At 64.7% G+C, this 13291-nt stretch carries 13 protein-coding genes, 1 tRNA gene and 2 pseudogenes; 10 read left to right on the plus strand and 6 right to left on the minus strand.

The window, feature by feature from the left end; all coding sequences use genetic code 11:
• The first annotated feature begins 39 nt into the window (after positions 1-39).
• The 5 genes and pseudogenes from ACNJX8_RS17350 to ACNJX8_RS17370 all read left to right on the plus strand — a co-directional run bounded on the left by ACNJX8_RS17350 (position 40) and on the right by ACNJX8_RS17370 (position 6340).
• Positions 40-918 carry an SDR family oxidoreductase gene (locus ACNJX8_RS17350; protein WP_439361438.1) on the plus strand — a complete coding sequence of 293 codons (879 nt, stop codon included), beginning with the start codon at positions 40-42 and terminating at the stop codon, positions 916-918.
• Between the two features lie 28 nt (positions 919-946).
• A complete protein-coding gene (locus ACNJX8_RS17355) occupies positions 947-1900 on the plus strand; it encodes a dihydrodipicolinate synthase family protein (protein ID WP_128941202.1) in 954 nt (317 codons plus the stop codon).
• A 4-nt stretch (positions 1901-1904) separates the two neighbouring features.
• Positions 1905-2720: an NUDIX hydrolase gene (locus ACNJX8_RS17360; RefSeq protein WP_439361439.1), complete on the plus strand. Its 816-nt coding sequence runs from the start codon at positions 1905-1907 to the stop codon at positions 2718-2720.
• An 80-nt stretch (positions 2721-2800) separates the two neighbouring features.
• On the plus strand, positions 2801-3715 hold the full coding sequence (locus ACNJX8_RS17365; RefSeq protein WP_439361440.1) for a DMT family transporter: 915 nt from the start codon (positions 2801-2803) through the stop codon (positions 3713-3715).
• Positions 3716-3837: 122 nt separating this feature from the next.
• Positions 3838-6340 (plus strand): annotated as a pseudogene (locus tag ACNJX8_RS17370) (PAS domain S-box protein).
• A 41-nt stretch (positions 6341-6381) separates the two neighbouring features.
• Here the strand turns inward: ACNJX8_RS17370 and ACNJX8_RS17375 are convergent.
• From ACNJX8_RS17375 to ACNJX8_RS17385, 3 genes are all read right to left on the minus strand, one after another.
• On the minus strand, positions 6382-6822 hold the full coding sequence (locus ACNJX8_RS17375) for a DMT family transporter (RefSeq protein ID WP_439361442.1): 441 nt from the start codon (positions 6820-6822) through the stop codon (positions 6382-6384).
• Positions 6823-6902: 80 nt separating this feature from the next.
• Entirely contained in the window at positions 6903-7565 is a 663-nt protein-coding gene (locus ACNJX8_RS17380) for a helix-turn-helix domain-containing protein (RefSeq protein ID WP_439361443.1), read from the minus strand.
• A 114-nt stretch (positions 7566-7679) separates the two neighbouring features.
• Complete coding sequence (locus tag ACNJX8_RS17385) at positions 7680-8033, minus strand: GrlR family regulatory protein (protein ID WP_164934954.1); 354 nt, start codon at positions 8031-8033, stop codon at positions 7680-7682.
• Positions 8034-8290: 257 nt separating this feature from the next.
• On the opposite strand from ACNJX8_RS17385, the gene ACNJX8_RS17390 reads away from it, so the two are divergent.
• On the plus strand, positions 8291-8788 hold the full coding sequence (locus ACNJX8_RS17390; RefSeq protein ID WP_128933178.1) for a hypothetical protein: 498 nt from the start codon (positions 8291-8293) through the stop codon (positions 8786-8788).
• Positions 8789-8844: 56 nt separating this feature from the next.
• On the opposite strand, the gene ACNJX8_RS17395 is transcribed toward ACNJX8_RS17390, so the two are convergent.
• Positions 8845-9228, minus strand: coding sequence for a VOC family protein (locus ACNJX8_RS17395; RefSeq protein ID WP_439361444.1), 384 nt, complete (start codon positions 9226-9228; stop codon positions 8845-8847).
• Positions 9229-9411: 183 nt separating this feature from the next.
• Here ACNJX8_RS17395 and ACNJX8_RS17400 point away from each other — a divergent pair, with 183 nt between their 5' ends.
• The 3 genes from ACNJX8_RS17400 to ACNJX8_RS17410 all read left to right on the plus strand — a co-directional run bounded on the left by ACNJX8_RS17400 (position 9412) and on the right by ACNJX8_RS17410 (position 10883).
• Entirely contained in the window at positions 9412-9984 is a 573-nt protein-coding gene (locus ACNJX8_RS17400; RefSeq protein ID WP_249756510.1) for a hypothetical protein, read from the plus strand.
• A gap of 164 nt (positions 9985-10148) precedes the next feature.
• Entirely contained in the window at positions 10149-10655 is a 507-nt protein-coding gene (locus ACNJX8_RS17405; protein ID WP_439361445.1) for a hypothetical protein, read from the plus strand.
• A 151-nt stretch (positions 10656-10806) separates the two neighbouring features.
• Positions 10807-10883: transfer RNA gene (locus tag ACNJX8_RS17410), tRNA-Arg, on the plus strand.
• A gap of 70 nt (positions 10884-10953) precedes the next feature.
• Here ACNJX8_RS17410 and ACNJX8_RS17415 read toward each other — a convergent pair.
• Both ACNJX8_RS17415 and ACNJX8_RS17420 read right to left on the minus strand, forming a co-directional pair.
• Entirely contained in the window at positions 10954-11919 is a 966-nt protein-coding gene (locus tag ACNJX8_RS17415; RefSeq protein WP_439410340.1) for a helix-turn-helix domain-containing protein, read from the minus strand.
• Positions 11920-12234: 315 nt separating this feature from the next.
• Positions 12235-12504, minus strand: a pseudogene (locus ACNJX8_RS17420) (hypothetical protein).
• A gap of 308 nt (positions 12505-12812) precedes the next feature.
• Here ACNJX8_RS17420 and ACNJX8_RS17425 point away from each other — a divergent pair.
• The gene (locus ACNJX8_RS17425; protein WP_439361447.1) at positions 12813-13274 is read left to right on the plus strand and encodes a host attachment protein; all 462 of its coding nucleotides are present in this window, start codon (positions 12813-12815) and stop codon (positions 13272-13274) included.
• Positions 13275-13291: the final 17 nt, after the last annotated feature.

The raw sequence follows: 13291 nt of genomic DNA on the forward strand, positions 1-13291 counted from the left end.
GGGCGAGGTGGAAGAATAAGCAAACAGGGAGAAGCCACCATGGGACTACTCGACGGCAAGGTTGCGCTGATCACCGGCGCGGGCGGGGGGCTCGGTGAGGCCTATGCAAAGCTGTTCGCGCGGGAAGGGGCGTCCGTCGTCGTCAACGACCTCGGCGGTCGCCGCGACGGCTCCGGCGCTGACAAGTCCATGGCGCAGCTTGTGGTCGATGCGATCAAGGCGGAGGGCGGCAAGGCGGTCGCCAACGGCGCCGACATCTCCACCATGGAGGGCGGTCAGTCGGTGTTCGACGACGCCATCAAGCACTTTGGCCGCGCCGACATCCTCGTCAACAACGCCGGCATCCTGCGCGACCAGACCTTTCACAAGGCGTCTGAAGCCGACTGGGACAAGGTCATCAAGGTGCATCTGAAGGGCACTTTCTGTTGCACTATGCCGGTGTTTCGCTGGATGCGGGAAAACGGCGGCGGGGTCATCGTCAACACCTCCTCGACCTCGGGCCTGATCGGCAATTTCGGCCAGACCAATTACGGCGCGGCCAAGGGTGGCATCTGGGGCCTGTCCAACGTGCTGGCGATCGAAGGGCGGAAGTACAACATCCGGATCTGGACGCTGGCCCCGGGCGCGCTGACCCGCATGACCGCAGACCTGCCCCGCTATAAGGAGAACCCCTCGGCGGCGCTGGGGCCGGACGGCATCGCACCGGCCGTGCTATACATGGTCAGCGATTTGTCGGGCGACCAGACCGGCAAGGTGCTGGGCGTGTCCGGGCCCCGCGGCGTGCGCGAAATGCGGATGATGGAAATGGAAGGCTGGAAACCGCCGCACACGGGCTGGAAGGCCCAGGACATCGTCGATCACGCCAAGGAGATCTTCTTCTCCGAGGAGCAGATCAAGATGGGGGCGCGGCGGTTTTAGCCATCGACAGAGAGAAACAAGGAAGACGATGAAACTCACCGCCGACGCCAAGGGCACCTTCGCAATCGCGCCGACGCCGTTCCACGACGACGGCCGGATCGACGAGCGCTCGATCGACCGCCTGACAGATTTCTACGAGGAGGTCGGCTGCGACGGCGTCACGGTGCTGGGAATCCTCGGCGAGGCGCCGAAGCTCGATGCCGCCGAGGCCGAGCAGGTGGCGGTGCGCTTCGTCAAGCGCGCCAAGAAGATGCAGGTGATCGTCGGCGTCTCCGCGCCGGGCTTTGCCACCATGCGCTCGCTGGCGAAGGCCTCGATGGATGCGGGCGCGGCCGGCGTCATGATCGCGCCGCCGCCCTCGCTCCGCACCGACGACCAGATCGTCGGCTATTTCAAGCAGGCCGCCGAAGCGATCGGCCCGGATGTGCCCTGGGTGCTTCAGGACTATCCGCTGACACTCTCGGTGGTGTTCACGCCCGCCGTGATCCGCAAGATCGTCACGGACAATGCGAACTGCGTGATGCTCAAGCACGAGGACTGGCCAGGGCTGGAGAAGATCTCGACCCTGCGCAATTTCCAGAAGGACGGCTCGCTCCGTCCGCTCTCGATCCTCTGCGGCAATGGCGGGCTCTTTTTGGATTTCGAGATGGAGCGCGGCGCCGACGGTGCCATGACCGGCTATGCCTTCCCGGAACTCCTGATCGACGTCGTGCGCCTCTCCAAGGAGGGCAAGCGCGACGCCGCGCATGATCTGTTCGACGCGCATCTACCGCTGATCCGCTACGAGCAGCAGCCGGGCGCCGGTCTTGCCGTGCGCAAATACGTGCTGCAGAAGCGCGGCATCATCGCCTCCAGCGCGCAGCGCAAGCCCGGCGCGACCATCACCCCGGCGGCGAAGGCGGAGGTCGAGTATCTCCTCTCGCGCGTCGCCCGTGTCGACAAGCGCGCCAATCTCGGCCCGCAATCCAGCGCCGCAGGTTAGTCGCATGGCTGAAGCTGCCGCATCACGCCCTGCCTCGACCATTCTCCTGCTGCGCGACGGTGCGGGTGTCGACGGCAAGAGCCGCGACGAGATCGAAGTCTTCATGATGGTTCGCCATCATCAGATCGAGTTCAACTCGGGCGCGCTGGTGTTTCCCGGCGGCAGCGTCGATGCCGGCGACAAGGAAATCGTCGCTCGCGCCGATCTTTATTCGGGCGGCGAGGGCCTCAGCGAAGCGGACCGCGGCTTTCGGATTGCCGCGATCCGCGAGACCTTTGAAGAAAGCGGCATCCTGCTGGCGCGATCGAAGGATTCGGGCGCGCCGGTCGACGCCAAGCGTGCCGGCGAGATCGCGGATGCGCATCGCGTCGCGCTAAACGAGCATAATATTAGCTTCCAGAAAATCCTCGAAGATAACGGCCTCCAGCTCGCGCTCGACACGCTCGTGCCGTATGCGCACTGGATCACGCCGGAGGGCATGCCGAAGCGCTTCGACACCTGGTTCTTTCTTGCGGCAGCGCCGCCCGATCAGCTCGGCGCCCATGATGGTCGCGAGTCCACGGATTCGATCTGGGTCTCGCCGCGCGAGGCGGTGGAGGGCGGGGAGAGCGGCCGCTTTAAGCTGCCGTTCCCGACCACGCGCAATCTGATCCGGCTCGCCAAGCAGCCAAACGTGAGTGCCGCACTGGAGCACGCCCGCGGGATGTCGATCGTCACGGTCATGCCTGTGATGACCAAGACCGAAACCGGCCGTCAGCTCCACATTCCCCGCGAGGCCGGCTACGACGGCGAGGTGTTCGAGGTCGGGGCACTCGGCTAGGATAGTTCGACACCAAACGAAGTATCGGTGGCTGCGGACGCGCTAGGTTCCGTTCATCGCGAATGGACGGGACGCAACGCATGGACAACCGGCAGGGTACCAACATCGCCGTCGAGCTGGCGTTGCTGGTCGCGTTAGCGACGCTCTGGGGCGGCTCCTACACCCTCATCAAGCTCGGCGTCGCCACCATCCCGCCGATCACGCTGATTGCGGCGCGCACCGCCATCGCGGGCTTCTTGCTGCTGGCCGTCATGTGGTTGCGGGGCATCAGGATGCCGACGGACGCTGCAACCTGGCAGCGCTTCGCGTTTCAGGCGGTGCTCAACAGCGTGATCCCCTGGACGCTGATCGCCTGGGGCGAGCGCCATGTCGATGCCGCGCTCGCCACCATCCTCAACTCGGCCGGGCCGATCTTCACGTTCCTGCTCACGGCGCTGATCACCCACCACGAGGCGACGACGCCGCGAAAGCTGTTCGGCGTGATCGCCGGCATGGCCGGCATCCTGCTGATCGTCGGCGTCGATGCCTTCCATGACATCGGCAGCGGCCTGCTGGCGGAGGCGGCGATCGTGGCCGCGACGATCTGCTATGCCTGCGCCGCGATCTTCGGCCGCAGTTTCAAGTGGCTCGATCCCATGGTGCCCGCCGCCGGCTCGCTGCTGGCGGGCGCGGCGGTTCTGATGCCAGCCTCGCTCGTCATCGAGCAGCCATGGAGGCTGTCGCCCTCGCTGGCGTCCGTGTTGGCTCTGCTGGCGCTCGCGGTGTTCTCGACCGCAGCAGCGTTTGCGATCTACTTCCGCTTGATCCAGACCCTAGGCTCGGTCGGGACCACCGCGCAGGCCTATCTGCGCGTCCCCATCGGGGTTGCCATCAGCGTCGCCTTCCTCGGCGAGACCTTGAGCCGGACCGCCTGGATCGGGCTGGCCTGCGTCGTCCTCGGCGTTGCCGCCATGACGATCCCGGCCCGGCGGCGGACAAGCCTCAAAGGCTCATAGTCGGAAACGGAGGAGGGGCGGCAGGCCCGATATTAAGGATATTCGGCGGCCAGAGGCATGTTCCCCCGGGGGCGCAATACGTCGTATATTGGACCTCCAATAGCCCGGTCCCCCAAACACCAATGTCCGCCGAATTGACGCCGACCCCTGAGAAAAAGCGAACTTTTTCGCTCTCCATCGGCCAGCTCACCTTCGGCAGCTTCCTGTTGGTGCTGGCGGTGATCATCGTCACCTCGACCGCGAGCGTGATCGCGATCCGGCATATCGACACCACCTTCGCCGAGCTGCAACGGCTCCAGAGCGTTGGTGACCTCGCCGAGGACATCGACCGCCGCATGAACGAATTGCGCCTTGCCGCGCGCGACTTCGTCACCGATCCCGGCGCCGGCATCCAGTTCCAGCAGGTCGGTGAGGCGGCTTCCGCCTTAAGTGACATCCTGAAGAAGACCCGCATCGAGCTCGCGCCCGAGCAGCAGGACATGATCGACGGGGTCACCGAGCGGCTGGCGACCTACCGGACCGGTCTGGAGCGGATCTCGACCCTGATCGACCGCCGCGCCCAGCTGCTCGCCGGCCTGCCGCCGCTGCGCGACCGGTTCGACGCGGCCGTCGCCGGCACTGCGGACCGCGAGCTGGCCTCCCGCCTGTCTGAGGCGCAGAGCCGCATCGCGCTCGGACTGCTGGCGCGCAACCCGTCCGCGGCCGAGCAGGCCGCGGAGGGAATGCGGGCGATGGACATCGCCGATGGCAAGCTGAGGTCGGCCGTGAACGATTACGCCGAGGCGATCATGGCGGTCGCCGTCCGCGAGCGGCAGATCGCCGACATCGACCGCGAGGTGCTGGGCACCGAGGGCCGGCTGATTGGCCGCGTCACCGAATTGCTGCGCGAGGTCAGCGCCCGGCGCGGCCACGTGCTGTCGCGCGATTTCGCCCGCACGCTGACCGAGGCGCGGTGGCAGAGCATCGTGCTCGGCACGGTCGGCGTGCTGATCGGTATCGGCGCCGCGCTGTTCGTGGTGCGCAGGACCGTCCGTCCGCTCGCCCAGATCGCGCGCTCCATTCGCGCGCTTGCGGCGGGCCAGAAAGACACGTCGATCCCGTCCGCCGACGTCGACAACGAGATCGGTGACATCGCACGGGCGGCCGAGGTGTTCCGCCGCGCGCTCGAGGAGGCCGACACCGCGCGCGAAGCGGCGGTGCGCGCGCTTACCGAGCAGCGCCTCGCCGAGGAGAGCTATCGCAAACTGTTCGAGGGATCGGTCGATGGCATCTACGTGACGACACCGGCCGGCGACCTCCTCAACGCCAATCCGGCGCTGGCGCGGATGATGGGCTATGACAGCCCGCAGCACCTCATCGACAGCATCAACGACATCGCCCATACGATCTACGTCCACCCCGAGGCGCGTGCCGAATATCAGCGGCTGATGGCGCGCGACGGCATGGTGCGCGAGTTCGAATATCAGGTACGCCAGCGCAGCGGCAACATCCTGTGGCTCTCCGACAGCGCCACCGGCGTGCGGGACGAGCAGGGCAAAATCGTCCGCTACGAGGGTACGCTGCGCGATATCACCGACCAGAAGCGGGCGGAAGACGCCATCGCCGAAGGCCGGCGCCTGCTCCAGCAGGTCATCGACACCGTGCCTGCGGTGATCAATGTCAAGGACCGCGACCTGCGCTACGTGCTGATGAACCGCTACATGGCCGGCATCTTCGGCATCGAGCCGGGCGACGCACTCGGCCGCACCACGGCCGACCTGATGTCGCGCTACGGCGCGGCCAAGTCCGACGAGAGCGACAAGCGCGTGCTCAAGTTCCGCAAGGGACTAGGCTTCTATGAGGAGGAGTACAAGGACGCCTCCGGCAACATGCGGCAATGGCTGGTCAACAAGCTGCCGCTGCTCGACGCCGAAGGCGAGATCGAGCGCATCGTGACCGTCGCGCTCGACATCGGCGAGCGCAAGCGCGGCGAGCAGGAGATGCGCAAAGCCAAGGAAGCCGCCGAGACCGCGCTGCGCAATCTGCGCGAGACCCAGGCCTCGCTGATCGAGGCGGAGAAGCTCGCCGCGCTCCAACCTCAACCGCGCCGCCGAGCTGATCCAGTCGTTCAAGCAGGTCGCGGCCGACCGTAACTATTCGGACCAGCGCAGCTTCGACCTCGGCGACCTCACCGAGCAGGTGGTGATGAGCCTGCGACCCGGCCTGCGCAAGCACAATCTGACGCTCAACGTCGAGTGTCAGCCGGACCTCACCATGAACAGCTATCCCGGCCCTTACGGTCAGGTGCTGACCAACCTGTTTCTCAATTCGGTGGCGCACGCTTTCCCGGACGGCCGGCCGGGGACCATCGACATCCAGGTGCGTGAGTCCGGCAAGGACAATGTCGAGATCATCTTCTCCGACAATGGCTGCGGCATGTCGCTCGACGTCCGCCGCCGCGCCTTCGATCCGTTCTTCACGACGCGACGCGACCAGGGCGGCACTGGCCTCGGCCTGCACATCGTCTACAGCATCGTCACCAACCGGCTCGGCGGCCGGCTCGATCTCGATTCCGAGCCGGGCAGCGGCACGCGCATCCAGATGATCCTGCCGCGCATAGCGCCGCTCGAACAGGCGGCGGAATAACCAGGTCGCGGACTCATTAGCGCGCGGCGCTTCGGCGATCGTTACCCGCGAACGAGAGCCGCGCCCAGGATGAGACACCCGGCGCCCAAAATGCGTGTCAACGTGATCGGATGGTGCGGCAGGCTGAACATCCCGATGTGGTCGAACGCCAACGAACCGAGCAACTGACCCACGACGATCAACGTCAATACCGTCGCCATGCCGAGGCGCGGCACCATGAGGATGCTGGTCGCGATGAAGATCGCGCCGAAGATTCCCCCGGTCCATGCGATCAAAGGAGCTCGTCCGGCCAGGGCGGCAGCGGGTATCGGCTCGCGTACGGCGACCAGAACCAGCAGCAACGCGATTGTTCCGCCAAGATAACTCACGAACGCCGCCCACCGCGCGGATTGCATGGCGTTGCCAAGACTGGCGTTCAGCACCTGCTGAAAGGCGAGGCTCAGGCCTGCGGACAGGACCACGAAAGGTGCCAAGAGGTTCATGCGCGGCTCGCAGTGGCATGCAGAGGTGGAGCCAGCTTAGCGCCCGAGTCCAATTCACGTCTGGAACGAAATCGACCGTCTCAATCCGCGAACGCTGAACGGTAGGCGGCAGGCGTTGCGCCGTAAGCGCGTCGAAACAGGCGACCCAGGTGGCTCTGGTCGGAGAACGAGCCGGCATAAGCCACGTCGGCGACGGTGTCGCCGCGCTTCAAACGCGAGCGTGCCCACGCCAGTCGCAGCGCAAGACGATAGGCGGCGGGGGTCATTCCAACCTCTCGCTTGAACAGCCGAATGAAGCCATCTGTCGATCGACCCTGCCGTGCAGCGATCGTGCGGATGGCGAGATCGTTGCACGAAACCAGCTCCGTCAGCGCGGCACATCGGGCCGGCCGCGTGAGACGTTTCGGGCACGAGCCGATCGCGTCAAGCATCTCGTCCGGCAAGGTTGCCCGCGAGTTGCGGATACAGAGCGGCCCAGATATCCCTTTCACCGCCGCATGATCGCTCGATAGATAGAGATGGCTGACGATCGAGCCGGCGCCGCCGTGCGAGGCGTGCGGTACGCCCGCCGGGATGACGACGATATCGCCCGCGATGGCGCGGAACTCTCCGACCGTGGTCACGTACATGCGCCATCCTTCGCTGACGGCGGCAACTTGGACATCCGGATGTACGTGACAGGCGAGCGCGACTGACTGTGCCGCCGCGAGGTGGCCGAGCTCGATCGCCGCGTCACGTGCCATGGGCGATATGTCCACGATCCAGGCATCCCTACTGCATACGATCTATTGCTCAGGATGTCAGGGGCTTGCTGCGGACTAGTTTGGGCCGTGCGTCGTGACTTATGGCGGCACGCCCTAATCGACGTCGGCGAGCCTGTGCAGCGTCGCGCCGAAGATCTGGCTAGCCTTGCCGACCAGCGCCGTGCCAGTCATCTCCCCGCGCGTCTCCGTGAAGGTGCCGCTGACGCCGATGCCGACGGGGGCGGGGCCGCCGAACAGCGGATTGTCGTCGCCGCGCGGCGAGGTGTGGCGCTGCACCAGGACCTCGCCTTTGAACGTGTTGTTGCCCTTCACCGTGTAGCTGCCGGTGTAATAAAGGTAGGCGTCGCCGCCAAGGATCTTGCCGTCGCGGAAGAGAATGACGCCACTGCCCTTGCCGACTCGACCGTCGAGCAAGGTCACGTGAATCGAATAGAGGCCGTTCTTCATAACGTCCCGCAGGTCGGCCGCCATCGCCCAATGGCGTAACCGGTAGAGCATTTATGCCAAAGCGCGTCCGCCGGCGCAACGCGTCACTTTTGCCGGTTAGCGGGAGCTGCCGTCGCGACCGTAGTTGTCCCGGCTTGTGCGTGACGCCGTCATGACGGTCTGATGATGAGGCGAGGCCGAACGTTGCGAATCGGAGTTGGCCCGCGAAATGCATAACCATTGTTGCACTGGCCGCGGAGTGCTGGAGCAAGACGAACGTGAGCAACTGGATCGATTCCGGCGGCGATGAGCCGCGTCTGTACGGTGCGCGTCCCACGAATTGCAAAAGCGAACGACGGCGGATCGGCAGCGCGACACGCTGGCTAAGCGTGACAAGGCTGGCGTGCGCCTTGGGCCTGATTGCGCTCGCGGCTCCCTTCGGGCACGCGCGTGACCGTGGCCAGTTCGTCAACACCAATGCGGATTTGAAGGCCTGGTTCGACGGTCTGCGTAGCGGCAAGGGGCCGTGCTGCTCCGACGCCGACGGCTCGGCGCTCTCGGACTCCGACTGGGACAGCAAGGACGGGCACTATCGTGTCCGCGTCCCGCGCTATGGCTCCGCCATCGACGGCCAGCCGCAGGAACTCGTCTGGGTGGACGTGCCGGAGGAAGCCGTGATCTCGGAGCCGAACCGGGTCGGACGGACCATGGTCTGGCCGATCTACGGCTACATGGGCGTCACCATCCGTTGCTTTATGCCCGGTAGCATGACGTAGACACACCGGGCAGCGCTTCGCTCGGAAGGCCGGTGCCTGATGCCGCTCGCGTCGCGTCAGGTATACTTCTTGTCGCGCTCGAGCAGTTCGATGGAGATGCCTTCGGGGCCGCGGATGAAACAGATGCGTACGCCGGGCCTGATCGTCGTCGGCTCGCGCGTAAAGATGACGCCCTTGGCCTTGATCTCGGCGGCGACGGCGTCGATGTCTTTTACCGTCAGACCAAAATGGTCGAGGCCCTGATGCGGATGCGGGGGCGGCGGGCTGACGCCGGCGTCGCCCTCGAGCGGCGCGATGAAGACCCTGGCGCCGCCAAGGTTCACGTCGATCCGTCCGGGCGCGCGCACGATCTCGCCACCGAGGATGTCCCGCAGCCAGGCCGCCGTAGCCTCCGGATCGGGGCTGCGCAGATGGACGTGATCCCAAGTGACGACTGGCATTTCATTCTCTCCCAACGCGGTCTTTCGATGTTGCGCAGCATGTTTAACGGCCCCAGCCGGCGATCGCCACCGTCTTTGCTGATTCGCAACGGGCCGGGAACCTTAGTTCGTGTTCCCGATTAAGTGAAACGGTGGCTTAGTCCGTCGTAGGACGTGCTTCAGCCGCTGTCGGTGATGAAAACCATGAACGTTAGGCTTGACCGGTTCGGGTTGGGGCGTTTCGCCGGGACTGGCGAACGATTGGCGCGGGCCGTGACGGTTGCGAGCGTCTCGTTTGGCCGAAGCCTGCTGTGGCTGCTGGCAGCGATCATTGTGGGCTGCGGAATCTGGATGCTACTGCCTCTCTCCAAAGGCAATAGCGCGCAACCGGTGACCACCGGCCTGGCAGCCGTCGAGACGGCGCCTTCAGGCGATGCGGCAGCTGCGGGCTCGCCGTCTTCCGCAGCTCAGGCGCCGGCAATGGCAGAACTTGGTCGTCTCAGGATTTCATCGCAGACCTGGCGCCGCGGCGGCCTCGGCTCGAAGGCGCTGGTGACGTTCACGCTGCGAAACGACAATGACTATGCCGTAAAGGACGTCGAGATCGTCTGCGTGTTCGCGCGGCGCGACGGCAGTCATCTCACTGATCGCAGTCGTGTGCTGGCGGACGCTGTCAGCATGAAGAGCCGCAAGACCTATGCGCATATTCCCGTCGGCTTCGTCAATGTGAATGCCGACCAGGCGAAGTGTTCGCTGGTTGCAGCACGCCGCGCCTAAAGGGCGGCATTTTTCCGGATAGCGGAAAAGTTACCATCCGCAGGTCTTGGCCAAAATACTTGGCGTTGCCATTTGAACCAAAGGGGCAGGGCCAGGAACCAACTAGAGAATCGCCTGTTAAGGCGAAGAGCCCACGCGGGGATGCGGGGGGCGGAGCGCGGCCAATGCCCATCTTTCGGTATTTCATCTTTGTCGGTGGAGCTTTGCTCACACTGTTGTTTGCGGCGGATTTCATGCTGCCGGCAGCACCCGTGGCGCAAGCTGTTGCGACCGCGAGCAACGACCAGCCGCTGATCCGAATCCGGTCCGATCGCCATTTGCCTGAACGTGTCGTGCTCGACACCAGCCAGCCGACCATCGCCGCGCCTGCGATGAAGACCGCCGTCGTTGCGCCTCAGCCGCCAGTGCAGGCTGGCATGTCGCCCGCATTGGCCGAGATGTCGGCCAAGGTGCGGGTCCGCGAGACGTTCGCCCAGTTCACGCCGGGCCCGAAGGCCGATACCGCCGCCGCAGCCCGGAAGACCGAGGCCCAGGTTCAGGCTGCCGCGGCTTCTCCGGCCCAGGCTCAGCCCAAGCGCAAGGTCGTCAGGACGCATCGGGCGCCGCAACAGGCACAGCCGATGATGATCGCCCAGCAGCCGCATTTCGGCCTTTTCAACACGACCTGGTGAGAGCACCTTTGACTCGTCTTGAACGGAGGCGGGTGGGGCTTTTTATTGTTCGGCCTCTCTGCTAATTCGAACCCATCCGAACGCCGTCTGCTGCGCTGACTCGCCAGCAGTGGATAAGCGCGTCTCGGTTGCGGCCCAATGCTGGGCCAAGGCGCTCGTAGCTCAGCTGGATAGAGCATCGGATTTCGATTCCGAGGGTCGGAGGTTCGAATCCTTCCGAGCGCGCCACGCCTCCCTGCGTTCTAGATCTGTTCTGTATCAGCACTGATGCTGGTCACCATCGCTTGGGCTGGCGGCGTCAGCCTGCCGACACTCGGATTTGCCGGCCACGGGCCAGCGTGTCCGAGGGCGCCTCGTGGAAGGTCGCGCGGTATGCTGCGGCGAACTCACCGAGATGATGGAAACCCTGGGCGCGCGCGCATGTAGCGACGGTGGCGCCGCCGCCTTTGAGCAGGCGAGCGCGGGTTGCCCACAGTCTTTTGAGGCGAATGTACTGGTGCAGGCTCATGCCGCGCACCTTGCTGACCGCGCCGCCGAGCGTCCGGATCGAGACGCCAAACTCGCTGGCGAGATCGGCCGTATAGATCGGAGCGGTCGGATAGGCTGCGACGTAATCGTCGATCTGCTGCACGAGTTTGATCGACCGCTCGCTGCGAACGGAGGTGCTCCGATCTGACAGGGGATCGATCCGAAACAGATCATCGAGCGCGAGCAGCAAGCCTTCCTGGAGATGGGCGGCGACCTCGGTGGTCTCGAACAGGCGCGGCTGCACCGATGCGGTTCGCAGAATGTCGAGCAGGAGCTGCCGTGCGTGGAGCAGGGCCGGCCGGTTCGCGACCTGGGCCCGCAAATCGTCGGCACGATCGAACCAGCCCCGGTCTCGCAAGATAGGCGAGAGGATGATCATCGCGTGATGATTGGTCTGGGGTTCGACGTAGTGGCATTCATCGTTACCGCGCAGTGCAACGAAGAAGCGGGCGTCGAGATCCACACCCCTGAAATTGGCCTGAAGGTCGTCGGTCATCGCCAGGATCACCATCCCGCCCGGCATCCGATAGGCGGTGTCGAGGATGCGCGCGAACGACCTCATCACGACGATGCGGCATGCCGGCAGGGAGACGACGGCGCGGGCCGCCGCGAAGTTCGCAACGTCGAGCGGAATGCTCCTCGCGTCCTCCGCGACTCGATCGGCCGAGAACGCATCGACGTCGGCAAAGCCGATCAGTTGGAGCGCGGAGGACGGGACGAGGGCGTCGAACAACATGCTCTGGCGGCTGGGCTGCGCAATGGACACGCAAATGGATGTCGGTGCATCGCCATCAATGGCGAAACATCATGCTTCAGTAAATCGATCGATTTCGTGCCGAGTATTGCGGACCTCATGCCATGACCACGGCAGATCAATGTTATTAACTTCATCTGCTGATCTGCTGGCCGGAGGCAAGTCGATGAAATGCAGGCGCGTGCACGCGGGACAGGCAAAGGGGCAAAGCTCCGACCTCCTGTCTTTGCACCTTCTCCAAATGCGTCTGCACATTTCATGCCCCTGGCAAAGCGAAGGGCCCAGGCCCCTTCGATATCACCAGCGGCGATAGCCGTAGCCATAATAGCTGGGCCATAGTAGCGCGGCGCATAATACCGGGGCTAGTAAGGCCGCGGTCCGTAATACCCATAATAGTTCGGACGCCACCAGCAGCGTCCCCAGGCGTTGCAGACCATGCGGACCTGCTCGACGTCGGAGACTTCTGGCGTTGCAGGTGGCGGGCGCGATGGGCATGGCGGACGCCGCCGGCGATGCCGCGAGGGCACCGAACAGGGATGCGGCGACGAGGCCAATCTTGAGCTTCATGATGTCTTCCTCCGCTGACGCAGATGCAGGATATCGATGATGTTCTGATCAAATTGTGGCGGAACCGAAATGTAATGCTGATGAATAAATCTTCAGCGAGCCCGCCGCAGGCGTGACCTTAATGCGCCAGACTATTCCAGGTTCGAGCGTCTGACCAATGTTGCGCTGGCGCCGGCAGGTGCCGCACGACATGCCGCCATCCTTGATCCTGCGCAATTCGTCGGCGCGGCTTCATCCCTAGTCTTGCCGCACGGCCAGCCCTTCGAGGAATTCGAAGGGCAGGCCCATGGGTTGCTTGGAGCTGTGCAATGGACAAGATGAGACTGGACAAGGGGGACTGGCTGGTCGTGTGCGACGGGCGCAAGGCGCTCATTCTGGAAAATCTCGGCGACGAGATGTTTCCGAACCTTCACACCAGGGAAGTGCATGAGCAGCCCAACCCATCGACCGGCGCGCTAGGGACCGATGCGCCGGGCCGATTGCATGGGGCGGCCGGCGGGGCGCGCAGCTCCGTCGAACAAACCGATTGGCACGATGAGGCTGAGCGCGCCTTCCTGCGGAGCTTGGCCGGCCGTCTCGATGCCGCCGTCAGTGCGGGAGAGACCTCGGCACTGACTATGGTGGCCTCACCGCGTGCGCTGGGCATGATCCGCGCCGACTATTCCGACGTGGTGCGCAAGGCGCTTCAGTGCGAGGTCGGTAAAGACCTCGTCAAGCTGCCGGTCTACGAGATCGAGAAGCAATTGCTCTGGTCGGGCGCCGCGAGATAGGGGCGCCCGCGGGGAAG

It is taken from the genome of Bradyrhizobium sp. SPXBL-04, from assembly GCF_051853035.1.
Taxonomy (GTDB): Bacteria; Pseudomonadota; Alphaproteobacteria; order Rhizobiales; family Xanthobacteraceae; genus Bradyrhizobium; species Bradyrhizobium zhanjiangense.